Annotated in this window: 12 protein-coding genes and 2 pseudogenes; 9 read left to right on the top strand and 5 right to left on the bottom strand. The window is 66.9% G+C overall.

The features are described 5' to 3' along the window. Positions 1-28: 28 nt before the first annotated feature. From ACJ8AT_RS20585 to ACJ8AT_RS20575, 3 genes are all read right to left on the bottom strand, one after another. A complete protein-coding gene (locus ACJ8AT_RS20585; protein WP_407739483.1) occupies positions 29-439 on the bottom strand; it encodes a response regulator in 411 nt (136 codons plus the stop codon). 16 nt (positions 440-455) lie between these two features. Further along, a complete protein-coding gene (locus ACJ8AT_RS20580; protein ID WP_407739482.1) occupies positions 456-2,255 on the bottom strand; it encodes a PAS domain-containing protein in 1,800 nt (599 codons plus the stop codon). A 143-nt stretch (positions 2,256-2,398) separates the two neighbouring features. Next, the gene (locus ACJ8AT_RS20575) at positions 2,399-12,520 is read right to left on the bottom strand and encodes an amino acid adenylation domain-containing protein (protein WP_407739503.1); all 10,122 of its coding nucleotides are present in this window, start codon (positions 12,518-12,520) and stop codon (positions 2,399-2,401) included. A gap of 343 nt (positions 12,521-12,863) precedes the next feature. On the opposite strand from ACJ8AT_RS20575, the gene ACJ8AT_RS20570 reads away from it, so the two are divergent. The 6 genes and pseudogenes from ACJ8AT_RS20570 (at position 12,864) to ACJ8AT_RS20545 (ending at position 19,168) form a co-directional block, all read left to right on the top strand. Beyond that, positions 12,864-14,042, top strand: a complete 1,179-nt coding sequence (locus ACJ8AT_RS20570) for a sensor histidine kinase (protein ID WP_407739481.1) — start codon at positions 12,864-12,866, stop codon at positions 14,040-14,042. Continuing rightward, a pseudogene (locus tag ACJ8AT_RS20565) lies at positions 14,039-14,581 on the top strand (histidine kinase dimerization/phospho-acceptor domain-containing protein); the annotation flags it as partial. The gene ACJ8AT_RS20570 and the pseudogene ACJ8AT_RS20565, both read left to right, overlap by 4 nt. Before the next feature lie 31 nt (positions 14,582-14,612). Then, positions 14,613-14,684 (top strand): annotated as a pseudogene (locus tag ACJ8AT_RS20560) (hypothetical protein); the annotation flags it as partial. Next, entirely contained in the window at positions 14,651-15,121 is a 471-nt protein-coding gene (locus ACJ8AT_RS20555; protein WP_407739502.1) for a two-component system response regulator, read from the top strand. The pseudogene ACJ8AT_RS20560 and the gene ACJ8AT_RS20555, both read left to right, overlap by 34 nt. Continuing rightward, positions 15,105-18,167 carry a patatin-like phospholipase family protein gene (locus ACJ8AT_RS20550; protein ID WP_407739480.1) on the top strand — a complete coding sequence of 1,021 codons (3,063 nt, stop codon included), beginning with the start codon at positions 15,105-15,107 and terminating at the stop codon, positions 18,165-18,167. Before ACJ8AT_RS20555 ends, ACJ8AT_RS20550 begins: the two co-directional genes overlap by 17 nt. Before the next feature lie 95 nt (positions 18,168-18,262). Then, entirely contained in the window at positions 18,263-19,168 is a 906-nt protein-coding gene (locus ACJ8AT_RS20545; protein ID WP_407739479.1) for an SMP-30/gluconolactonase/LRE family protein, read from the top strand. A 2-nt stretch (positions 19,169-19,170) separates the two neighbouring features. On the opposite strand, the gene ACJ8AT_RS20540 is transcribed toward ACJ8AT_RS20545, so the two are convergent. Beyond that, a complete protein-coding gene (locus tag ACJ8AT_RS20540) occupies positions 19,171-21,153 on the bottom strand; it encodes a cyclic nucleotide-binding and patatin-like phospholipase domain-containing protein (protein WP_407739478.1) in 1,983 nt (660 codons plus the stop codon). 492 nt (positions 21,154-21,645) lie between these two features. Here ACJ8AT_RS20540 and ACJ8AT_RS20535 point away from each other — a divergent pair, with 492 nt between their 5' ends. Genes ACJ8AT_RS20535 through ACJ8AT_RS20525 form a run of 3 tightly spaced genes read left to right on the top strand, consistent with a single transcriptional unit; the run spans position 21,646 to position 24,136 of the window. Further along, a complete protein-coding gene (locus tag ACJ8AT_RS20535; RefSeq protein WP_407739477.1) occupies positions 21,646-22,539 on the top strand; it encodes a 3-oxoacyl-ACP synthase III family protein in 894 nt (297 codons plus the stop codon). Then, on the top strand, positions 22,536-23,297 hold the full coding sequence (locus tag ACJ8AT_RS20530) for a lysophospholipid acyltransferase family protein (RefSeq protein ID WP_407739476.1): 762 nt from the start codon (positions 22,536-22,538) through the stop codon (positions 23,295-23,297). Before ACJ8AT_RS20535 ends, ACJ8AT_RS20530 begins: the two co-directional genes overlap by 4 nt. Further along, positions 23,294-24,136, top strand: a complete 843-nt coding sequence (locus ACJ8AT_RS20525) for an SDR family NAD(P)-dependent oxidoreductase (RefSeq protein WP_407739475.1) — start codon at positions 23,294-23,296, stop codon at positions 24,134-24,136. The genes ACJ8AT_RS20530 and ACJ8AT_RS20525 overlap by 4 nt, the downstream gene beginning before the upstream one ends. A gap of 6 nt (positions 24,137-24,142) precedes the next feature. Here ACJ8AT_RS20525 and ACJ8AT_RS20520 read toward each other — a convergent pair whose 3' ends face one another. Beyond that, positions 24,143-25,012: a methyltransferase domain-containing protein gene (locus ACJ8AT_RS20520; RefSeq protein WP_407739474.1), complete on the bottom strand. Its 870-nt coding sequence runs from the start codon at positions 25,010-25,012 to the stop codon at positions 24,143-24,145. Positions 25,013-25,056: the final 44 nt, after the last annotated feature.

The raw sequence follows: 25,056 nt of genomic DNA, 5'->3' as shown, positions 1-25,056 counted from the left end.
TTCTTGGGCCTGTCTGGCCCCCGGGGGCTCAGGGCATCTCCACCAGCATCCAGTACTTGTTGAGGGCCAGCATCAACTCCACGAAGGAGTTGAAGGTCACCGGCTTGAGCAGGTAGCCCGCCACGTTGAGCTCGAAGCTCTCCATCCGGTCTTTGTCGTCGTTGGAGGTGGTGAGCACCACCACCGGGCTCGTGCGCAGCGCGGGATCCGCGCGCAAGGCCCGCAGGAACTCGATGCCATTCATCTTCGGCATGTTGATGTCCAGCAGGATGAGCCGGTTCTGCCCGGGCACCGCGCCGCTCCTCAGCATCTCCAGCGCCTCGACGCCATTGCCCGCGACGTAGAGGGGATTGCTGATGTTGTTCTTCTTGAAGGACCGCTGGACATTCATCACGTCCACTTCGTCGTCTTCCACGAGCAGGATGTTCAGGGTTCGCATGATTCAGGTTCTCAGTTCATTTCTTCGGGGTGGATCGGGGCCAGGTGAAGAAGAAGGTGGCTCCCTGGCCTGCCGCGGACTCCACCCGCACGGATCCTCCGCGGGTCTCCACGATCTTCTGGACCACGGACAGGCCAATGCCTGTCCCCTCGATCTCATCCCGCGCCTTCAGCGTCTGGAAGATGCCCCAGATTCGCTCGTGGTACTCGGGAGCGATCCCGGGGCCATTGTCGGAGACGGAGAACTCCCAGCCATTGCTCGTCTCCGTGCCGCGCACCCTCACGAGCGCATCCGGGCGCTGGGCGTGCTTGAGCCCGTTGCCCATGAGGTTGAGGAAGACCTGCTGAAGGGGCACCCGCTCGCAGTGCAGCACGGGCATCGGGGTTTCCACCCGGATGGAGGCGGGAGGCGTTGGGGACAGCAGCTCGATCGTCTCAGTCAGGAGCGCTCCCACGTCGACGCTCTCGGCCTGGGCATGCGCCCGGCCGGCACGGCTGTAGGCGAGGATGCCGTTGATGAGCGCCTCCATCCGGTGGACTCGTCCCGTCAGCAACCGCATCTGCTGGCGGGTCTCGTCGGTCATGATGTCCTTCAGGTCATCCCCAATCCATTGCGCCAGGTTGGTGATGCCCCGCAGGGGGGCCTTGAGATCGTGGCTCGCGACATAGGCGAACTGATCGAGCTCCCGGTTGCTGCGCTCGAGCGCGGCAATGAGCCGATCGCGCTCGGCCTCGGCGCGCTTGCGGTGCGAGATATCCAGGATCACGATCACCACACCCACGCTGTGGCCATCCGGTGTGCGCACGGGCGCCGTGCACGCCAGCCAGGTGCCCACCTCGTCGGAGGCCTGTGACTTGCCGGTGCTCTCGAAGGTGATCGTCTCTCCCGTGGTGAGGACCTTGCGGAAGAGGTCTTCTGGATGGGGGTCCAGGTTCGGGAACAGCTCGCGCGGCGTGTGCCCGAGGTGGGCCTCGACAGCCAGGCCGTTCATGTCCGCCAGGGGGCGGTTGATGCGCACGTAGCGCAGCTGCTCGTCGAAGAGCGCCATGCCCGCGGGGACGGCATCGAAGAAGGTATCAAGCGCCGCGCGCACCTGCTCCGACTTGCGGCGCTCCTCCTCCGCCCCCTCGACGGCGGCTCGGCTCTCCTGGATATCCATGCTGCAGCCGAGCCAGGAGAGGATGCGGCCTTCGGCATCGCGCAACGGGAAGCCTCGAGTGCGGTGCCAGATCCAGGCTCCATCGTGCCGCCGGTACCGGCACTCCAGCTCGTAGGGCTCGCCGGTGGCCAGGTGGTGGCGCCTTTTTTGGAGAAGGCCGGGGAGATCCTCCGGATGGATGACTTGCTGCCACGAATCGGGGTCCGTCTGGCTCGGAGAGCGGCCCGTGAACCGGTACCAGAACCGGTTGAGGTACTCGGGCGTGCCGTCCGGCTTCATGGTCCAGAAGATCAGCGGCAGGTTCTCGAACAGCGCGCGGAACCGGGCGAGCTCCGTCTCGAGTTGCCGCATCCGTTCCCGCGGCGCCTGATCCTGCTCGACCGGCATGAGCGTCACGGCCACATGAGGCGGGCCGCCCTCACGAGTCAGCAGTGGCTGGGCGCTGACTCGCAGCAGGGCCTCACCCACGGCGAGGTTCTGGGAGGCGGCCCGTCCCGTCTGCTGGGCCTGCCGGACCAGGGACAGGGCGGGGTTGCCCGAGGAGAGGGGGAGCTCCTCATACGCACGGCCGAGGAGCGCCTGGGGTTTCTCTCCGAGCAACAGAGCGAACTCGGTGCTGCACTCGGTCAGCCGCCCAGAGGAGTCAAAGATCGCCATTCCTTCTTGAGCGGGCGGGCCGCTGGGGGACGAGAGCGCTGCCGGAAGGGTCATGCCGCGGGACCTTATTACAGGCAGGTCCCGCGCGCCTTTCCCGGGCCGCGGCCCGGCTGATCAGGAAAGACTTGAGAATCGCTCAATCCCTAGCGAACTCCTTCACCGGTTCGTGCTCCCTCGCTGGGCAGGTAGGGCCTCTCTCCCCCCTCCACGAGGTTCTGGCGTATGAGGCGGGCCACAGCCGCGACATGGGCTGGCTCCATCATGGTGAAGTGATTGCCGGGAACGCCGTGCATGGAGAATCCACCGTCTGTGTGGTCCATCCACCAGCGCTCGGCGTGGCGATCCAACATCTCATTTCGCTCCCGGGCGCGGAGATAGACCAGGGGGAGCTGGCTGCGTTTGGGCGCGTAGGCGGCCAAGGCATGGGCGTGCACCAGGAGGAGCTCCCGGAAGGGGGAGTCTTTTGCGACGGCGCTCGCGAAACCCTCCCAGGCCGCGGGGGCCCGCTCGCGGAAAGGATCCACCAGGCGCAGCAGATCCTCGGGGTGGTTGACCTGGAGTTGGCTCAGGGGCAGAGGCGGCGTGTCCATGAGCACCACGGAAGAGACCTCCAGGCCTCGCTGGACGAGCTGGCGGGCCATTTCGTAGGCCACGGCACCTCCAGAGGAATGCCCGCCCAGCTGGAAAGGCCCTTGGGGCTGGCGCTCCAGCAGCTCGGCGATGTTATACGCGGCCATGGTCGGCACGTCGGGATGGATGGGTTCGCCCGGCTCGATGCCCGAGGCTCGGAAGGCATACACCGGCTGCTGAGGACCGAGCTGTCGGGCCAGACTCATGTATGTGTAGACCGTGCCACCAATGGGCTGGACCAGGTAGAGGGGAGGGGTTTTGGCATCCCCAGCCTGAAGGCAGACCAACAGGCGTCCCCGCGGCGCGGCCGGCACCTTGGGCGAGGCTGTGGAGGCTGTGAGCGTTGCCCAGACCGCCTCCACCAGCTGAGCAAACCTGGGGTTCTCTACCAGCGCGTGGACAGGCAGTGCCACGCCGAGCCGCTCTTTCAGCCGGGTGCGAAGCTGCAAGGCAATGAGCGAGGATCCGCCGACGTCGATGAAGTGATCATTCGGCCGGATGGAATGGACGCCGAGCACTTCGCTCCAGAGTTTCGCCACGGCCTGCTCGATCGCGCCTCGGCCAGTAGGGGGAGCCTTCATGATGGGAACGGGGGGAGGCTGGACGCTCTGGGAGTCTGGTTCGGAAGCCACGGGTGAGCCCCGTGCCGCGGAAGGCGGGCGCGGTCTCCCCAAGGGTTGCTCGGCGGCTGCCACCGCGAGGAGGTGCTCGCGCCCCTCGAACGGGTAGGTAGGCAGGGGCACGCGCTGCCGCCGCTCTGCGCGAGAGAAGGCTGCCCAGTCGACTTCGCCTCCCACACACCAGAGCTTCCCCACCGCGCCCAGCAGGGATTCCAGATCGCCGCGGTCAGCGTGGACAGTGGACAAGGTACTCGTCACCAGGCGTGCCTTCCCTGCCTGCGGATGGAAGCGCGTCAGGGAGGACAGCACCCTGCCTGGCCCCACCTCGATGAGCACGGGCGCTGGCAGCGCCAGCAAGGTCGAGAGCCCGTCGGCGAACCGCACCGTTCCTCGCAGGTGGCGGGCCCAGTAAGAGGGATCGAGCGCATCCGCCTCGCTCATCCAGGTGCCCGTGAGGTTGGAGACGAGCGGGATGGCAGGGGCCTGGAACTTCATCGAGGCCGCGCGCTCCGTGAGGCGGGCCGCGAAGGGTTCCACCAGCGGCGAGTGGGAGGCTCCCGCCAGCGACAGACGCTGGGTCTCGACGCCCCCAGCGCGCAGCGTCGCCTCCATCCGCTCGATCTCCTCCTTGCGGCCCGCGACCACGCAGTGAGCGGGCCCATTAACCGCCGCGAGAGAGACTCCCTGGGCCCATTTGCCAGAGAGCGCCGCCTCTGGCAGCGGCACGCTCAACATGGCGGACTCGGGCATCGTGTCACACAGCCGCCCGCGCAGGGCCACCAGGGCCACCGCGTCCTCGAGCGACAGCACGCCGGCGAGCGTGGCGGCTGTGTATTCGCCCAGGCTGTGTCCGGTCAGCGCGGAGGGACGCAGCCCCCAGGAGAGCAGCAGCTGCGCCAGCGCGTACTCGGTGCAGAAGATGGAGGCCATGTTGAGCGAAGGGCGCAGGAGCTGGGACGTGGCCTCGGCGTGCTGCGCCTCCTCGGCGAACAGCAGCGGGCGCAGGTCGCACCCCAGCTCCCGGCCAAAGAGACTGGCACAGCGGTCGAGCGCCTCTCGGTAGACGGGCTCGCCCTGGTAGAGCTCTCGCCCCATCCCCACGTGTTGGGTGCCCCCGCCCGGGAACATGAAGATCACCTGGGGCGGCTGCGGCTGGACGGCTCCATCGAAGACCTTCGCGCTCTCGCGTGAAGCCAGCGCGGAGGCCGCGGCCTCATGGCTCTCGCAGACCACGACCCGGCGGTGCTCGAAGGCCGCTCGTCCCTGCTGGAGGGTGAACGCCACATCCGGCAGCGGCAGCGCTGGCTGTTGCCGCAAGTGCTCGCTCAGCCTGTCGGTGGCCGTCTCGAGCGCCGTGGCGGTGCGGCCGGACAACGTCAGCAACTGCCAGGAGCGCGAAGGGCCAGACGGCGGGCGCGGGGGAGCCTCTTCCAGGATGGCATGGGCATTGGTTCCACCGATGCCGAAGGCGCTCACGGCGGCGCGGCGCGGGCGCTCTCCACGCGGCCATGGGAGCGGCTGGGCATTCACGAAGAAGGGACTGTCCTCGAGCGCGAGCTCCGGGTTGGGGCGGTGGAAGTGCCGGGTGGCGGGGATGAGCTGGTGCTCGAGGGAGAGGGCCACCTTGAGCAGGCCTGCCACCCCAGCCGCCGCGTCCAGGTGTCCCAGGTTGCTCTTGAGCGAGCCGAGGGCGCAGGACTGCTTCGGGACCGGGGCACGGTTGAACGCCTTCGTGAGGGCCGCGACCTCGATGGGATCTCCCAGCGGTGTGCCCGTCCCGTGCGCTTCGACGTAGCTCAGGGTCTCAGGGGTCACTCCCGCCGCGTCCTGGGCTTTGACGATGACCTCGGCCTGTCCCTCGATGCTGGGGGCGGTGTAGCCGATCTTCTGTGCGCCGTCGTTGTTGATGGCCGAGCCGAGGATGACGGCATGGATGGTGTCGCCATTCGCCAGCGCGTCCTCCAGCCGCTTGAGCACCACCACGGCCACTCCACTGCTGGGAACAGTCCCTCGGGCCTGCTCATCGAAGGGGCGGCAAGAGCCATCGGGAGAGAGGATCCCGCCCTCCTCGTAGGGATAGCCAGAGGGGCCAAGCGAGAACAGCGACACACCGCCGGCCAGCGCCATGTCGCACTGGCGGGACAGAAGATTCTGGCAGGCCAGGTGGATGGCAACGAGCGAAGTCGAGCAGGCCGTCTGCAAGCTCAGCGCGGGGCCACGCAGTCCCAGCTTGTAGGCCACCCGCGTCGCCAGGAAGTCGTTGCCATTGCCGACAATCGCCCGATAGTCGCTCGAGCTGCCCTGCGCGGGAGCCAGCGAGGCCACTTGCTGCAACCAGTAGCGCGGCACCCCCGCGCCGCCGAACACGCCGATGCCGCCAGGGTAGCGGCGTGGGTCGTAGCCGCTGTCCTCCAGGGCCTCCCAGCAGCTCTCGAGGAAGAGGCGCTGCTGAGGATCGGTGAGCTGTGCCTCCTGGGGTGAGTACCCGAAGAAGGCGGCATCGAAGCGGGCGGCATCCTCGAGCATGCCCAGGGACGGGACGAAAGAGGGAGCCTGTAGGAGCTCCGGCGGCACGTCGGAATCTTGGAGCGCCTCACGGGTGAAGTGGCTCAGCCCTTCGCGGCCCTCGCTCAACAGCTCCCACAGCGCCTGTGGGTTCCGGGCCCCCGGGAAGCGGCCGGCCATGCCGATGATGGCAATGGCGTGCTCCCGTCGCGCGGGCGCGGAGCCCGTCTTCTCCTGGACGGCCGAGACCCTGGGCACTTCCCGCTCACCGGGACTCAGGTGGGCGGCGAGCTGGCGGATCGTGGGGTACTGGAAGAGCGTCACCATCCCGATGTCCCGCCCCAGCCGCTCGCGGATCCGTGCTCGGACCTGTGCCAGCAGCAGCGAGTGGCCACCGAGCTCGAAGAAGGGATCCTCGACGCTGACGCGCTCCACGCCCAGCACCTCTCGCCAGATGGCTCCCAGCGCGTGCTCGAGCTCCGAGCGCGGAGCCACGAAGCTCTGCTCGGTTCCAGGCCGGGACGTGCTGGGAGCAGGCAGCGCCCTGCGCTCGATCTTTCCGGTGAGCGTGAGGGGGAGCGCCTCGAGCCGCACGAGCGCCGAAGGCAGCATGTACCTGGGCAAGCGCTCCGTGAGGTGGGCGCGCAGCGCGGTCATGTCCAGCTCGGGCGGAGCCACGACGTAGCCCACCAGGCGCTTCTGCCCGGGGGAGTCCTCGCGTGCCACCGCCACCGCCTTGGACACCGAGGGGAAGGCGAGCAGGGCGGTCTCCACCTCCGAGAGTTCGATCCGATAGCCTCTCACCTTCACCTGGGTGTCCAGGCGGCCGAGGAACTCGAGGGTGCCATCGCTCCGCCAGCGGACTCGATCTCCGGTCCGGTAGAGGCGGCCCTCGGGCTCGGTGCCGAAGGGATCGGCCACGAAGCGCTCCGCGGTGAGCGCAGGCTGGCCCACGTAGCCGCGAGCCAATCCATCCCCGCCGAGATAGAGCTCGCCCGCCACTCCGATCGGCACCGGCTGCATGTGCCTATCCAGGATGTAGACGGTGGTGTTGGAGATGGGATGACCCAGCGGCACCGGGTCCTCCACGCGGGAGTGGGGCTCCATGCAGCAGGCCACCGCGAAGGTGGTGCACTCAGTGGGGCCGTAGCCGTTGGTTATGGCCACTCCCAGCTCCACCATGCGGCGCACGTGGGGGGCGGACAGCACATCTCCGCCGACGATGATGCGGCGCACGCTCGCCAGTTGCTGGGCCGCCACGTCCACTGCCTGGCTGAAGAGCCCGGACGACAGATAGAGGCAGGTCACTCCATGGCGAGCGAGCACCTCGGCCAGCTCCAGCGGATCCGCGGGAGGGTGGGGCGGGAAGACGGCGAGGCGGGCCCCCGTGAGCAGGCTGCCCCAGAGCTCGAGGGTGGAGGCGTCGAAGGAGAGGGGCGAGGCCAGCAGGAGCGTCTCCGCTGGGCCCAGCGTGGCGTAGCGGATGTTCTTGACCAACCGCAGCACCGAGCGGTGCTCGATGCAGACTCCCTTGGGCCGGCCGGTGGAGCCTGAAGTGAAGTCGATGTACGCGAGGTTGCGAGCCGTCACTCCCGAGTCCGGGGCGGAGGAAGGTTCCTCTTCCAGCCGGGCCTCGTCCACGAGCAGCTGAGGCAGCCCCTGGGCGGGGATCTTCGGCAGCAAGGCCGTGGTGGTGACGAGGGCATCGGGCCGCGCATCCTCGAGCATGAGGGCCAGGCGCTCGCGAGGGTATTCGGTGTCGAGAGGGACGTAGGCGCCGCCTGCCTTGAGAATGCCCACCAGGGCGATGACGAGCTCCAGAGAGCGCTCCATGGCAATCGCCACGCGCGAGTCCGGGCCCACGCCCATGCGGCGCAACCGCCAGGCGAGCTGGTTGGCGCGCAGGTCCAGTTGCCGGTAGGTGAGCTGCTGCGAGCCGAACTGCACGGCCACGGACTCCGGAGCCCTGAGGACTTGTTCGGCGAAGGCTTCAGGAATCGTGGAATCCCGGGGGTAGGTGGCGGCGGTGTCATTCCACTGCACCAGCAGTTGCTGCCGCTCTTCGTCTCCCAGCATTGGCAGCGCCGAGAGCCTGGCATCCGGCTGCTGGAGGGCCCTCTCCAGGAGTCTGCACAGGTGCCCCGCCATACGCTCGAGGGTGCTCCGCTCGAAGAGGGCCGTGGAGTACTCCCATTGGCCCGCGAGCGTGTCGGACTCCTCCCAGGAGAAGAGGGTGAGATCGAAGGTAGCTCGACCCGGATCCACCCCGAGCGGTTCCACTCCCAGCCCAGGCAGCTTCAGCCGTCCCAGCTTGGAGACCTGAGGGGCGAACATCACCTGCACCAACGGGAGCGTGCTGAGGTCTCGCTCGGGCCGCAACGCCTTCACCAGGCGCTCGAAGGGGACCTCCGCGTGCTCATGCGCGCCCAGGCTCGTCTCTCGTACGCGGGCCAGCAGCGTCCGGAAAGACGGCTCCCCCGAGAGATCGGCCCGCATCGGCAGGGTGTTGACGAAGAAGCCCACCACCCCCGCCATCTCTGGCCGATCCCGGTTGGCATGAGGCATGCCGACGAGGAACTCCTCCTGGCCGGTGTAGCGGTGGAGCAACGCCTGGAACGCGGCGAGCAGCACCATCGTAGGCGTGACGCGCTCCTGGGCTGCCAGGGCCCGCAGCGCCGCGGAGGTCTCCCGGCCCACCCGGAAGGGCACGAGTGCGCCGCGGAAATCCTGGACCGGGGGCCGAGGCCGATCCGTTGGCAACTCCAGGACCGGGGGCACCCCCGCGAGCTGCTGCTTCCACCAGGTGAGCTGCTCCTCCAGCGCTGGAGTCTCGGCCCACTGCCGCTGCCAGACCGCATAATCGGCATACTGCAGCGCAAGCGCCGGCAGGGCGGGAGGCTGACCCCTGGCCAGGCCACCATAAAGGGCCTCCAGCTCAGCGTAGAGCACGTCCATGGACCACCCGTCCGTGACCGAGTGGTGGAGGTTGATCAGCAGCACGTGCGCGTCGTCCCCCAGCGTCAGGAGGCTCGCTCGCAGCAGGGGCGCCCGAAGGAGGTCGAAGGGGCGTCTTGCATCATCCTCAGCGCGTCGCTGGACTTCCCGCCGCTGCTCTTCGGGCGGCAGGCCCCGCAGGTCGAAGCGCTCGAGGTGCAGCGGCAGGTGCGCCGCAATCACTTGCACAGGCTGGCCATCGATCTCGGAGAAGTGAGTTCGCAGGGACTCGTGACGGGAGACGAGCGCCTGGAGACTCTTCTCCAGAGCATCGGCGTCGAGCGGCCCGTGTACCCGGAAGAACGCCGGGTAGTTGTACGCGGCGCTCGCCGGGGCCAACTGCTGAAGGAACCAGAGCCGCTCCTGACCGAAGGAGAGCGGCACGATGGCGCCACGGGACGCGGAGGTGATGGAGGAGGGGGTCTGCTCCCCGCCTCGGGCCTGGCTCAGCAGGTCCACCAGCCCGGCCAGCGTGGGATGGGAGAAGAAGGAGCGCAGGGGAACATCCACCTGGAAGTGCTGGCGTATCCGCGCCGTCACCTGCAGGGCGCGCAGCGAGTGCCCTCCCAGCGCGAAGAAGTCGTCGTGGAGCCCGACACGGTCCAGGGAGAGGCACTCCTTCCAGATGGCCGCCAGCGCCTGCTCCGTGGGAGTGCGCGGGGCCACGAACTCCTGCGCCAGCTCCGGACGCGTCCCATCGGGGACTGGCAGGGCGCGACGGTCCACCTTGCCATTGGGATTCAAGGGCAGGGCATCCAGCATGACGAAGAAGGCCGGCACCATGTAGGCCGGCAGCTTCCGCGCCAGGTACTCCCGCAAGTCCGTGATGGAGGGAGGCGGACTCGCCTGCGGGACGATGTAGGCCACGAGCTGCTTGTCAGCTTGTCCCAGCGCGCGTGCCGCGACGACGACCTGCCTCACCGCCGGGTGATCGCCCAGCACGGCTTCGATCTCTCCGAGTTCGATCCGGAAGCCTCGGACCTTGACCTGATGATCGATCCGCCCGAGGAAGTCGAGCAGTCCTCCCGGGAGATATCGGACGAGGTCCCCCGTCCTGTAGAGCCGGGCTTCGGGTTCGGGCGAGAAGGGATGGGGGATGAAGCGCTCCGCCGTGAGATCCTGTCGGCGCCAATACCCTCGGGCCAGTCCTTCTCCGCCGAGATACAGCTCGCCTGGCACGCCCCGAGGAACCGGTCGCAGATGGCGATCGAGCACGTAGGCCTGCACATTCGGCATGGGCCGTCCGATCGGGACGGAAGTGGCACCCTCCGCTACCTCCGTGATGGGGTGGAGGAGGGCGTAGACGGTGGCCTCGGTAGGACCGTACGCGTTGAAGAACTGCGGGTGCCCCTCCCCGAGAGCCACGCGGACCCAGTTGGGATCCAGGGCCTCGCCAGCGAGGAGCACAGCCCGGAGGGGCCGGAAGAGCGATGGCGCTTGCCGGACCAGGTTGTTGAACACCGCGGGGGTCAGGCAGCACACGGTGATGGCCTGACGACGCAGCTCTTCCCCGAGCGCCTGAGGAGACAGGGTGAGGTCTCGCGCGCCGACGACGACACGGGCTCCGTTGAGGAGCGCGCCCCATATCTCATACACCGACACGTCGAATGAGTAGGTGGTGCTCTGCAGGACGCGATCGTCCGGGCTCACGTCAGCGTGGAAGGCAAGCTGGACCACGGAGCGCTGGGTAATGGCGACACCTTTCGGAGTGCCCGTCGAGCCCGAGGTGTAGAGGACATAGGCCAGATGGCCGCTGCGGGCCTCGTTCGGCAGCGGGGCCAGCTCCTCGCCAGCAGGAGAACCTTCCGCTGCCTCGACCCGGAGGAGTTCAAGGCCCTCCAGCGGAAGAGGGAGCGGGGACGAGCCCACCGCCACCACCACCCGGGCTTGGGCGTCCTCGATCATCCAGGCCAGCCGCTCGGCGGGGAGCTCTGGGTCGAGGGGCACATAGGCACCGCCTGCCTTGAGAATGGCGAGCATGGCGATGATCGTCTCGGGCGAGCGCTGGGTGAAGAGGGCCACTCGGTCCTCGGACCTCAGCCCCCGCTGGCGGAGGGCACAGGCGATCCGATGGGCCTGGCGATCCAGCTCGCGGTACGTGAGCTGCCGGTCGCCAAAGACCAAGGCCACCGTCTCTGGGGCGCGACGGACCTGGGTCTGGAAGGCCTCCTGTATGGTTATATCCTCCGGATAATCCGCCCGCGTCTGGTTCCATTCGTACAGGAGTTGATGCTCCTCCTCGGTGGAAAGCAGTGAAATCTCAGAGAGCCGCTGCTCCGGCGTCTCGAGGGCACCGCGCAGCAGCGTCTCCCAATGCCCGAGCAGCTGGGCAGCGAACTCCGGCAGGAACAGCTCACTGTTGTATTCGAGCTTCAAGCTCAGGCCCGCCCCCAGGTCTCGGGCGGACGCCATGAGCTCATATGCGACAAATGGCAACTCGATATCAACGGGTGTGAGGGTGAGGGCCGGGCTCGTGAGGTGGGAGGGCCATGGATCTCTCAGGGCGAAAAGCACCTGAAAGAGCGGAGGCCGGCTCAAGTCTCTCGCGGGTGCCAACGCTTCGACGAGATCCTTGAAAGACAGCTCTCCGTGAGCCTGGGCTTGGATGAAGCCTTGCTGGGTCCGGTGGACGAACTCACGGAAAGAAGGATCATCCCCCACGCGCCCGCGCAACACGACAGGATTGCCAAAATAGCCCAAGAGGTGTCGCACACCGGCGAGTTGCCGCCCCGCCAGGGGAGTCCCCACAGGGATGTCATCCTGGTGGGTGTAGCGGTAAAGCACGGCCTGCAGGCCCGAGAGCAGCACCGCGAAAAGCGAGACATCCTCTCGTTCCGCCAGGGCTCTCGCGGCTTGTGCAAGCTTGGAAGATACAGCCCGCTCCGCTGTTTTTCCTGCAAAGACTTGTATGGCGGGGCGAGGCCGATCCACTGGCAGGTCCAGCGCCGGAGACATCCCCTGGAGCTGTTCCCGCCACCAGGCGAGCTGCCGAGCAATCTTCTCTCCCCGCAGATGCTCGCGCTGCCAGAGCGCATGGTCCCGATATTGGAGCTCGAGGGGCGGGACGTCCGCCGCTCGCCCCTCAAGGCGCGCCATATAGAGGGAAAAGATCTCGGAGAAGAGCAGGCCCAGGGTCCAGTCTCCATCCGAGATGAGATGATGCATCGTCACCACGAGCAGATGCCGCTGCAAATCCAGACGCACCAGACAGACCCGCCAGAGGAGACCGTGCTCCAAATCGAAAGGACGGGAGACCTCCTCGCGAGCCAGGGATAGTGCCTTCTCCTCGATCCCTCGCGCTTCTTCCTCGCGCCAGGGGAGCTCAATCTCGGGAGCGATTCGTTGCGCAGGCTGTCCGCCAATCTCGACAAAGGTCGTACGAAGACTCTCATGTCGCTGTGCGATTTCAACGAATGCTTGTTTCAACGAGTGCACGTCGAGTTGCCCGTTGATCCAGGCTCCCGCGCGCTCGTGGAAGGCCGGTGCAGCGCCATGGAGCTTGGACAGGAACCACATGCGTTCCTGCTCGAACGAAAGAGGGAAGAGAGAGAAATGTTTCATGATCAAGGCTGTGGGTTCGGAGTTGATACCAGTATTCTAACTCATGGTAGGACTTGCTTGCTGTAATAGCTTGCGCGTTTCATTTCTCGTGCAGCGCGGACGTGAAAAAGCCACCGAGGTTCACTTTCCGTGCGCAGAAGGTGCTCCAGCGGCGGACAGCTGGGGAGACTCGGGCACGCCGCGTTCCTGTTCGAGGTGACCGGCCCCCTGGAAGAACGCGGCCCCAGAGCGTCATCTTCATGACAGTTGTGCAGGGGCTGGCGTATATTGGGAGGGCATCCTGGCTCCTTGAGAGGTCATGCCACACCCCAAACACAGCGAAGATCTCTTCCAGGTCCAGCAACAGGGACTCCTTCTATCGGCCCTGAGCACCCTCTCCGAAGGCGTCTCCATCGCCGATGCCAGGGGAACCATCGTCTATTCCAGTCCCTTTGCCGGCCAGCTGTTCGGCGTCGGCGGCCTGGACACCGCGGCCTCGCAAGGCAATGCCCTCGGGCTCTTCCACCCGGATGAGCAGACACCCTTCCCAGTCGATCAGCACCCCCTCCTGCGGGCGGTGAAGGGAGAGGAAGTCGGGGATGTGGACCTGTTCATCCGCAACGAGAACGTGCCGCAAGGCAGGCACATCCGGTGCAATGGCATTCCGCTGCGAGATGCGCAGGGGCTGCTCATTGGGGGCATGTCGCTCGTGAAGAGCCTGGACAAGGCCCTCCGGAGCGAAGAGGAGAAGAGCCGCAAGCTCAATGAAGAGACCGCGCGGCGCATCGTCGAGCGCACCGCCCAGCTCGAGTCCGCCAACCGTGAGCTGGAGTCCTTTGCCTACTCCGTGGCTCACGATCTGCGCGCCCCGCTGCGCGGCATCATCAGCTTCTGCGATGCGATGACGGAGGACTGCGCCGGCCAGCTGGATGCCATGGGCCAGGACTACTTGAGGCGCATCCGCGGTGGGACCCAGCGCATGTCCAAGCTGATCGACGGCATCCTGGCGCTCTCGCGGGTCCACCGCGCGACGGTGGTGTCCAGCCAGTGCGATCTGTCAGCCCTGGCGCGAGCCATCTCCGGGCAGCTCCAGGCCCAGTCCCCCGGGCGCACCGGGCGCTTCACCCTCCAGGAGGGATTGGTGGACCAGGGCGACCCGCAGCTGCTGCGCTCGCTCCTGGAGATCCTGCTGGACAATGCCTGGAAGTTCACGCGCGAGCGCCCCACGGCGGAGATCGAGTTCGGCGCGACGCAGGAGCCCGGGGGCCGCACCTACTTCGTGAAGGACAACGGCGCCGGCTTCGAGATGGCGTACCAGCACAAGCTGTTTGGCGTCTTCCAGCGGCTGCACTCGCAGTCGGAGTTCGAGGGCAACGGCGTAGGCCTGGCAACTGCGCAGCGCATCATCCGCCGCCATGGAGGGCGCATCTGGGGTGAGGGCCAGCCAGGCCAAGGCGCCTGCTTCTTCTTCACCCTGAACGAGCGAGGCGAGGGATGAGTGCACAGCCCTTGCGGCTGCTCCTCGTGGAGGACTCCGAGGACGATGCCACCCTGTTGCTGCGCGAGCTGCTGCGCAGCGGCTATGCCGTCACCCACTTCGACGGTCTGAGCGCGTTCTCCCTGGTGCGGCAGCGAGGGCTGGATGTGCCGTTCCTCATCGTGTCGGGGACGATCGGCGAGGATGTGGCGGTGGCCGCGATGAAGGCGGGCGTCCACGACTTCGTGCTCAAGGATCGGCTGGGACGGCTGGGCCCCGCCGTGGCCCGCGAGCTGCGCGAGGCCGAGCTGCGCGCCGAGCGCCGCAAGATGCGGGAGCAGCTGATGCTGTCGGATCGGCTGGCCTCGCTGGGCATGCTCGCGGCCAGCGTGGCGCATGAGCTCAACAACCCGCTCGCCTCGTTGATGATGAACCTGGAGTATGGCTTGAACCGCCTCGAGGAGCCGGGAGACTCCCGGGAGCCCCTGCAAGCGCTGCGCGAGGCATTCTCGTGCGCTGGGCTCATCCGGGACATCATCCGCGACATCAAGATCTTCTCTCGCCCCGAGGGGCAGCACTTCGGCCCGACGGATGTGCACCGGGTTAGGCACGGGGCTGGGGCTGTCCATCTGCCGCCGCCTCGTCAGCGAGATGGACGGCACCCTCGGCGTGGACAGCGAGCCAGGCCAGGGCAGCGCGTTCTGGATCCAGCTGCGCGTGGCCCAGGAGCAGGTGGTCGCGCAAGATTTCAAGACGAAGCACTCCCGCCAGGGGCTGGGAGTGCTCGTGCTCGACGACGAGGCGGCCGTGGGCAAGGCCTTGCGCAGGCTGCTGAGCACGACGCCATTCTCTGCGATCTGATGATGCCGGAGATGAGCGGGGCCCAGTTCCATCACGAGCTGGAGCGGCTGGCTCCGGAGCAGGCCGAGCGGGTCATCTTCATGACGGGAGGGGCCTTCACGGAAGAGACGCGCGCCTTCTTGAGCACGGCGCGCAACCCCTGCATGGACAAGCCCATCGACATTCAGCGGTTGTTCTCGATGTTGGAGGCGCTGCCAGCCGCTGGCTCCTTACAAGGTACCCATGAACCATCCGCTTGACCCCCATCTGCGGCTCACCCACCCTGAGCTGGAGCCCTTCGCTCATCTCGCCCAGCACCTGACGGCGCTGGCCACCCTGCGCCTGTCTGAGGACTCCACGGTGAGCACGATGGTGGAGAAGGACCCGGCGGAATACGACAAGGTCTGTCGAGACGATCGATTCATCACAGCGGCGGCGTTAGCTCTGCACCCGGTGCTTGACGCCAGGGCGAAGGGGGGCATGAAGGGCAAACTGCTCCAGTTCAAGGCTGGGGCGAGATGTCTCGAATATGCCTCCCCGGAGCGCCAGAGCGACCTCCCGGCAGGACTTCACCTGCTCATCTCAGGCAACATGAGGCTGCTGGCCATCACGCATCAAGGCACTCGCCATGAACGTCGCCAGGAGATCGTCCAGTACCGGCCTGGTCAATGGATGGGGTTTCCGCAGCTGCTCTGGCGCGTGCGAGAACTCGAGCAAGAGTGGCCCTCCTTCGACAAGATCACCCTGGAGGCTGTCGCCAGCGGCGACGTCCGGACGCATCACATCCCCGAAGACAAGGCGCTCGAGCTCCTGGAGAGTGAGAGCTTTCTTCGGTTCGTGAGGCAGCAGGTGCTCGTCCGCTTCGCGCGGCGCGAGGAGATCCTCGGTCTGTTCAGGTCAAACCCTGTCTTGAGGCTCCTCCCACCGCCGGATCGCGAATACCTGATGCAGCTCGGGGCGCTCTGCCGCGTGAGGGACCATGGCACGGGCTTCAGATACCTGAAGGCCGGAGAGCCTTCGTTCCGGACCGCGCTGATTCTCCAGGGCTCGGCTCGCGCGCATATCCCTGGCACCGCGGGGCTCGTCGCCAGGTTCGGCCAGGGCGACCTCCTTGGGCACGAGGCCATCTCGAATGCTCATCTCGAGCTCGATGATACAGACAGAGAGAAGGTCAAAGCGCTCGAACTCGAGCTTGGCAATGACAAAGTCATTTCCGAACACACGATCGAGGATCTGGTCGATCAGATCTACCGGCGCGACGGAGAGAAGACGCTCAACAAGACGAGCCTGCCGGCGTTCAAGCTCCGTGAGCCGGCTCGTGTCACCGAGGTCCGGCTGGCACCCGATACGGAATTCCTCGAGTTCAATTGGTACGCGCTCCGCTGGACGCTCGACGACACCGAGGCGCTGTGGTCGCGGGTGGAGAGTGTGCTCAGCCCAGACGCGAATGCTTCCACGCCGCCGCCCAAGATAGTCTGTGTCCAGGGCGCGCACGGGAGTGATGCGTATGACACCGACCTGCTGGCTTATGGTCTGGCAGCGGCGCTCGCGCTCGACACCGGCGAGGTGGTTCAACTCGTCGATGTCCATGGCGAGGAGAACCTCACCACCTGGTTTGGTTCGGGCCTGCTCCAGGAAGCGCACGAGGCGAGCCGGTCTCCGGCCCGGCAATGGCGCATCGGGCGTTGGCCGCCCTCCGAAGACGACCAGATGATGTTCAGCTTCAAGGCCACCCAGCCCATCGCCGTGGGCAAGGGCAAGCTCCAGATCTTCTGCCCGAGCAAACTGGCGAGTGAGGGTATCAAGAAGATCGTGGACTACGCCTGCTCGAAGAAGGATGTCAGGTACGTCGTCGTCTCCAGCCACCGGCATGGAAGGGATACAGCCCAGGATGAAGCGGTGGCTGCGTTGGCCCGGAGCCTGAACGGAATCAGTCACGAGGTCTTCTATGTGACCGATGACGCCGACGCGAAGTACGGCTTCAGCGATGATGAGGAGAAGGGCTCCCTCAAGCTGGAGCCTCCCTCCCTGACGTGGGTCTACTGGATGAGCTCCAGGTACGTCTCGCGCGAGAGGAAGCGCGCGGTGAGGGAGCGCATCGACTGGGGGCTGAAGAACATGCTCTTCACCCCGGAGAAAGATCTGCATGCCGTCCCCGTCAGGCAGCAGGTTCGCATCCCACCCGACGAGGTGAGCCTCGCCACCTTCAGCAACGCGCTCGCACGCCAGCTCCACCGCTCCAAGGAGAAGGGCTCCTCGCAACAGCCCCAGGACGAGAACGGCTCCCTCGTCGACTTCCTGGGTGGCCTGCCCGGGCCGTATCCCCACGCGGCGGCGCCGGTCGCGGAGAAGTGGCGCCCCCAGAACCTGTCACCCCTGGCTCGCGCCTTCCGCAGGATGGCGCGCGTGGTGGAGCGCCGCACCGTGGGACTCGCGCTCAGCGGGGGAGGCGCTTGGGGCTTCGCCCATGTCGCGCTCATCCATGAGCTGGAGCAGTCCGGCATTCCCATCGACTACGTCGCCGGCGCCTCGATCGGTTCGATCATCGGGTCGATCTATGTCAGTGGTGGGCGGCGTGCGCTCGACCAACTGGTGGAGAGCAACACCGCCAGCTCCTGGCTGGGTGCGGTCACCCAGGACAGCCTGCTCCGCGCCGTCCACCTGTCCTCCCTCTCGTCCCTGGCCCTCGAGCGCTACATCGACTCCCACATCCGGGAATGGACCCAGAGCGTCGACGTGCCATGTCTCTCGACCACGGAGATTCCGTTCTTCCCGGTGGGCACGGATCTCTCGACGCATCGGTCCGTCTACGACCTGAGGACGACCATGGGCTGGGGCGTCCGGATGTCGGGGAGCTTTCCTCCGCTGGTGGCGAGCCTTCCGGTGGGCGAGCACAACCTCGTGGACGGTGCCTTCTCGGACAACGTGCCGTGCAGGATCCTGCGCGAGGTGGGAGCTGACTACGTCATCGCCTCGAACGTGGTTCCATCGGCGCCGCCCCAGGTATTCGGCCAAGGCTCACCGATCGCTCGTTTGCGCAAGGTGGGCCGCCTGTTCTTCGGCCGTCTGGAGGACTCGCTCCGGGCCAACTTCGTCCTGGGCTATGTCGCGGGAAACGACCAGGGCCAGCTCGCAGCCGACTACCTCGTCAACCTCAAGGCGGGAGACGTCCAGCTCTTCGCGATGTGGAAGGGCCCGGAGATCATCCAGACGGCCCGGGATCATCTCAGGGAGAGCATGGGAAAGAAGGGCTCGATCCTGAAGCACTGGAGCGCTTTCCACCCCCCCGCCGCCGCGGAGGAGTAGGCCAGGGCGCTCAGGCTCTTGATCCACGGGTCTGTTCACTTTTTAGCGCTGGCTGCTTATCGTTGGGGTCTGTTGGGCTCTAGCGGGGTGCTGGCATGAACGTTGAGGTCGAGGCCGTCGGTGGGAGCGATCTTCTGGGTGAGGGGCCGTTCTGGGACGTCGCCGGACAGCGCTTGCTCTGGTCCGATGTGAAGTCGCAGACGATCCACGAATACGCTCCCGCTGCGGGCCGGCGGGGCGTCGTCACCTCCACGGTGATGGCGTTCAGCCTGGTGCTCAACCGTGATGGCGCGCTCCTCACCACGGGCCCCTTCGGTCTCCACTATTACCGTCCGGGGAAAGAGCCGGTCTCCCTGCTGCGCGAGCACCAGGGCGAAGCGCTGTTCTTGAACGATGTGATCGCCGATCCTCGCGGCCGCGTCTACGCCGGGACGGTGTACTATGGGGCGAACGGGCTCGAGAAGACCGGGAAGCTCTATCTCATCGACGGGCAGGGCCCGGCCCGGGTGGTGGACGAGGGCATCCAGATGTCGAACGGGCTGGGCTTCAGCCCGGATGACCGGACGCTCTACTACACCGATACGCTGGCTCGCGTGATCTATGCGTATGCCGTGGACCCGGAGACCGGCGCGCTGTCGAACAAGCGGGTGCTGGCGCGCATCCCGGCTGAGGACGGCATGCCGGACGGGATGACGGTGGACGCGGAGGGCTTCATCTGGAGCGCGCAGTGGTACGGCAGCCAGGTGATTCGCTTCGATCCCGAGGGGAAAGTGGAGCGGCGGATCAAGCTGCCGGTTCGCCAGGTCGCGAGCGTGATGTTCGGCGGCCGTGATCTCGACGAGCTCTACATCACCACTGCGTCCGACCGCTTCATCAGCACATACGCGCCGCCGGGCTACAATCACGACGACACGTCAAACGTCGGAGGTTCGCTCTACCGTGTCCGCCCGGGCGTGCGGGGCCGCCCGGAGCACCTCGGCAACCTCCGTCCTACGCCATAGGATCAACGGGGGAGGCTGAGGGCTTCGCCGACCTCCCTGAGCGTAGAGACTGTGGCTGCCTCCCCTGGCGTGGTGCCTCGCCGCTGGAGGCATCTCCACTGACGCTCGAACTCGTCGATTTTCGCGTTGAGCCCCTCGTCGGTGGCCGCGGACTCCACCATCTCCGAAGTCCGGTAGAAGTTGATGGTGGTCAGGTAGGTCAAGTCGATTGGCGTGCTGAAGTCCCACGAGACCTGCGCCCGTTCTCCCTCGAGCGCACCTGCCAATGAGCCGAGCGTGTTGAAGGCGGTCGCGAAGTCCAGCATGCGGTTGATCGGGCCCATGCTGAACAGGGACTGCAGCGCTTGCGGCAGGATGGACTCTGGCCGTCGTGCCACCGGAAACGTATTCACGGCGAAGGTCAGCGTCGCGTTGAAATACGAGAGGGATTGGACGGGTACGTTGTTGGAGAAGGCGCCGTCGACGAAGCGCTGGCGCTGATTGATGGTGGCGGCCACCACGGGGACGGAAGAGCTGGAGGCGGCGATGGCCTTGCTGAGCGGCCCACTCACCAAGGCAACTCCCTGGCCCTGCGTGATGTTCGTGGAGGCGGGATAGAACTCGAGGTCGAGCAGCTCGAGGCACTGAGGGCCCAGGGTCTGCTCAAAGAACAGGCTCATCACCTTGGGCGAGGTGGCCACGGTCAGCAGCGCCATGGCGTCCAGCTTGCCGCTGTTTGCTTGCTCCACGAGCAGGTCGAGGCCGTCGAGTCCCTTGGTGGCGTAATAGGCGCTGAGCATCGAGCTGGCGCTGCTGGCGGTGATCACGTCGACAGGCACGTTCCGCCGGTGCAGCTCCCTGAGGACATGAATCGCCTGCATTGACCACACACCGCCGCCCGCCAGCGCGAGCCCTGTGCGGCGCTGGGTCACGGCGCGCGCCCAGGCGGCGATGCTCCGCCGCATCGTAGGCCCGATGACGAGGGGGGCTGTGGCTGGGTCCCAGTTCGTTGAGAGTGCCCGCAGCGTCGGCAGGTCCAGGCGGAGGCGGGCCGTCTGCACGATCTCATTGGGCTGCCAGTTCGACCCTACCCAGCCCAGGTCGCAGCCGCAGGGGCGCGACTGCTCTGTGAGTACCACGGTCTGGAGCAGCGCCGGTTGCTGCACATAGGCGGGCAGGTATTCGCGCTCCCGGTCCGGCGTACCACTCAGGAGGCTCACCACCAGAGTGGGGGCGTCGTAGCTGACTCCGTCGAGGAAGACGTAGTCGAACAGGCGGGCAAGCTGCTGCAAATACTCGGGCGGTCCGCTGGCGATAGCGAGCCGGGGCAGCCCTGGCACCCGCATGAGCTGGGGTGGCTCCAGCCCTCCTTGCCGGAAGATGACAACGCTGTCGCCCGGAAACTGCCTGACGATCTCCTGGCCGAGGAGGTAGATGAGCAGGGGGAGGGGCAGGCCGGGTACCAGGGAGACGAACTGGGCGATCGTGCCGGGCTGGCGGGGCCCCCCGATGGTTGGAGCGCTCACGGCCTCCACCGTGACGGGAGTGCTCACGGCCTTCACCGCGGCGGACCGCATTTGCAGAAGCTGTTGCATGGACTGCCGGAATGCCGACGATCTGTCCATGAGCGCGTAGAAGTCATCGGCCAGGATGGTCAGATACCTGCCCGGGCCCGTCGCGGTGACCTTGGCAGCGTAATTCCCGCTCCTGTTCGGTTCGAGCAGGGGCTCCAATCCGATGATTCCGCCGCCGGCCTGGCCACAGCCCAGGAAGTGACTTTCACTTCCGGGCTTGCGCTCAATCTCGTAGATACCGTCCATCAGCACGTAGAAGGCGGTCGCTCGCTGGCCCTGCTCGCAGAGCGTCTTCTGCGCGCTGGCATCGCACGACTTCGCGGTGCTCAACAGCCAGCCCAGATCGTGGGGGCTCGCCATCGAGAAGATCGGGTTTCGCAGGAGCAGGCTCAGCGGACTGCGGTAGCCGGGCAACATCGGGGTCGGGTTCATGACAGCGTTCTCGGGTGATGAGGACAAAAAGCATGCTGCATGCAACAGGCACTCGCCAGCTATAGAACCGGATGAAACAGCTGACGCGCGCCCGCCACCACGCTGTCAACGGCTGCGTCTTGAGGACGTACGAGAAAGCAGGGGCCGTCGTGGTCGGGGCAGAGGGGAGCCGGGCGTCGCCCTGCTTAAGTCAACCAGCAGTTGCGCGCAACAGGCAGCACCCTGGCGGTGGGGCGGCGGGCTCGGGCCCCTTGACCCTCCCGCGCGCGGTAACGCACACTCGCTGGCCGCGGCGAGCGCCAGCAGCGGACATTGCGAGGAAGTGTCTCGAGACATGCAGCGGATGTCACCAATCCCCACGGCAGCTTTCCTGCCCGAAGACGTTTCGGGCACCTCCAAAGGACGCACCTCATGATCCCGGCTCGGATTCTGGGAACGGGAAGTCATCTCACTGGCCGCCGCGTCCCGACCCGCGAGTTGATCGAGCGGGCGATGCCCAACCGCGACCCCGTGGAGACGGAGCGCCGCATCGGCGTCGCCACGCGGTACTGGGTCGAGCCCGGCACCACCGCGGCAGAGATTGCCGCCGAAGCGCTCTCACGCGCGCTCGAGAATGCCGGCCTCGCCGCCTCCGAGCTGCGCCGGGTGATCTTCGTCAGCTCTACCGGCGGCGACATGCTGATCCCAGGCACCGCGCACTTCGTATGCGAGCGGCTTGGGCTCGATGACACCTGCGACGCCTTCGACCTCAATAATTCCTGCGCGGGTTTCCTCACCGCGCTCGATACGGCGGCGCGAGCGGTGGCCACCGGGTACGGCCCCGTGGGTGTGGTCGCGGGAGAGATCTTCTCGCGCTACCTGCCAGTCGATAAGCCACGCCCGTACCTCGTGATGGGGGACGCGGCGGCGGCGGCGGTGGTGGGGCCAGGGCGCGCCGGTGAGGGGCTGCTCGCCTCCTGGCTGAGGAGCGCGGCCGAGCTGCGGCTCCAGGTGACCATGAACCACCCTGGCCGGACGGGCGTTGCACCGCACCTCCAGTTTGATGCCTCCTACGACACGCTGACGAACCAGGCCGTGGAGGCGCTCCTCAAGAGCTCGCGCGCGGTGGTGGCCGAGGCGGGGATCGAGCTGCGCGACGTGGAATGGATCCTCCCGCACCAGCCCAACGGGCGGATGCTCGAGATCATCCTGGACAAGATGGGCTTTCCGCTGGAGCGCACGATCTCGGTGGTCGAGGAGATCGGCAGCGTGGGCTCGGCCTCCATCCCAGTGAGCCTGGACCGCCTGATGCGCAGCGGGAAGGTACGCCCGGGGGATCGCATCCTGATGACCGCCGTCGGAGCCGGGACGGGCTACGGCGCCCTCCTCTTCCGGGCAGGGACATGACGCTCGGTCCCGTCATCGCTGGCACGGCGTGGTCCAGCTACTGGAACCTGATGCGCCGCTACCACCGCTTCGAGGTGCACGGCCTCGAGCACCTGGATCCCGACAGAAGCTCGCTCATCGTCGGCTATCACGGGCGGGCGATGGCGCATGACATGTGCATGTTGATGGAGCACATGCGCGAGCAGCGCATGCGCATCCGCGCCGTGATGCACCGGACCGCGGCACTCATTCCAGGCATCAACTGGATGGTGGAGGGGTTGGGCTTCGTCACGGGCGACGGTGAGGACACCGAGGCGGCGCTCGCGCGCGGCGAGTCCCTGATGGTGACGCCCGGGGGCTCCATGGAGGGCTGCCGCAGCTTCCGCGACCGCTACACGGTCCGTTGGGGGAACCGGTACGGCTACCTGCGGCTGGCGCTCAAGTACAAGCTGCCGATCATCCCCACCGCGGGGACCGGCGTGGACGACACGTTCATCGGGTTGAATGACGGCTACGCCCTGGGAAAGCGCCTGCGCCTGCCGGGCTCGCTCCCGCTGTGGCTTGCGTTCGGGATGACCGGCCCCTGGCCGTTCACGCTGCCGTTCCCGGTCAAGATCACCTGCCATATCGGCGAGCCCATCCACCTGGGAGATGTGGACCCCGGCGATCGCTCCGCGCTGGAGCGGCTCCACGTCCGGGTGTCGAGCGCGGTGCAGGGGCTCCTCGAGGAGGCGCGTGGCAGGCAACCCATTCCCAAACAGGGGGCATTACCGGCATGAGCGCGAAGGGCGTTGAGGGAAAGTGGGCAGTGGTCTTGGGGGCCTCCTGCGGCACCGGGGGGGCCATCGCGCGGGCGCTCGCGAAGGAGCCAGGGCTGAACGTCTTCGGCATCCACCGTGGGAACCATCCGGAGGACGCGGCGGCGACCGAGCAGGACATTCGCGCGCTGGGCCGGCGGGTTCATTTCCGGCTGGGCGACGCCGGTCATTACGAGGGGGTACAGCAGGGCGCAGCGGAGCTGCTCGAGGTAGCGGGACCGCGCAGTGTATCCATCCTCGTGCACTCGCTCGCCAACGCGTCCGTGGGGCTGCTGGCCACTGGCGGCAAGAAGCGGGTGGCGCCGAAGCAGATCCAGAAGACCTTCGAGTCGATGGCGCACTCGTTCCTCTACTGGACCCAGGAGCTGCTCGATCGCGATCTGCTGGCTCCCGGCGCGCAGCTGCTTGGGCTGTCGAACTGGATGGAGGACTCGGTGCTGCGCGGCGCAGGGCTCATCGCCGCCACCAAGGCCACGCTCGGCATCTACGTGCGCCACCTGGCGCGCGAGCTGGGGCCGCTCGGCTACAAGGTGAACCTGATCAAGTTCGGCGGTGTGTTCACGCCCGCGGTGGAGAAGACGTTCGGCCAGGACAGGCTCGCGCGGCTGCAGAACGTGCTCGTCCGGGCGTCCGCGCATCAGCGCGTCTCCACCGTCGAGGAGGTGGGGCGGTTCGTCTCGTTCATGGCGAGTGATGCGGCCAGCCGCTTCAATGGCGCCAACATCGACTTCACCGGGGGCGAGTCCCAGGCGCTCTTCGACGTGCTGATGAATCAGGATCCGAGCCGCGAGGAGCCGTGAGGCCCGCTACACCCGCGGCTTCCCCGGCACTGGCATCTTGAAGCTGAGGCAGAAGAAGAACAGGCTGAGCTGATCCTGGGTGATGTCCACCGCGCCGGGCGGCACCGCCTCCACCGGGCAGTGCGGATCGTCGTCGTACCAGGTCACCAGCTTGAACATCGCGCGGTGATACAGGTTCGGATCTCGCGCGGGATCCAGGTGCTCATCGACGACGACGATGGGCGTCCCCGGCTTCGCCACACGCGCCATCTCCTCCATGGCCAACGCCGGATCTCGGAAGCCGTTGATGCCGCCCACATGGAAGACGCGATCGAACGAGTGATCCGGGAAGGGCAGGGCGTGCGCATCGCCGAAGAGCAGCCGGATGTCGCGCTCTCCCCGCCGGCGCAGCTCACGGCGGAGCACGTGCAACATCCCAGCGCTGAGGTCGCAGCCCCAGATCTCCACGGGGACTCCGGCTGGCAGCTCGCGCCGGAGCCACGGCAGGTTGGCGCCTGCTCCGATGCCCACCTCGAGGATCCGCAGCGGTTGTTCGCCGGGAGAATGCTGGAGCGCGCCCAGCTCCAGCCGAGGCATGTAGCCGCCGCGGAACTCGTCTTCCGTGCCCTGCTGGAACACCGGCAGCAACACCCGCACCGCCAGGTTGTGCAGCGGCGCCATGCCATTGTAGACGACGCGCATCAGCCGGTCGCTGCCGCGCACCTCCTCGTCTCGATAGAGGTGGGCCAGTCCGTCCTCGACCCGGAAGTGGGCGCCGCAGCCGTAACAGGAGATCCCGCCGCGCCCGAGCCGGCGATTGCGCGTCTGCCCCCGGAAGCGGAGCGTCCCCCGGCAGCGCGGGCAGGCAAGGCGAGAGAGATCGTCGACGCTGAGCAACGTGCGGCTCCTATGGGTGTTGAGTGGGGAGAAGAAAGCCCGAG

Source organism: Hyalangium sp. (assembly GCF_045802625.1).
In the GTDB taxonomy this organism is placed as follows: domain Bacteria; phylum Myxococcota; class Myxococcia; order Myxococcales; family Myxococcaceae; genus Hyalangium.
The sequence above is the reverse complement of the archived record's forward strand: the minus strand, read 5'-3'. Positions and strand labels throughout refer to the sequence as shown.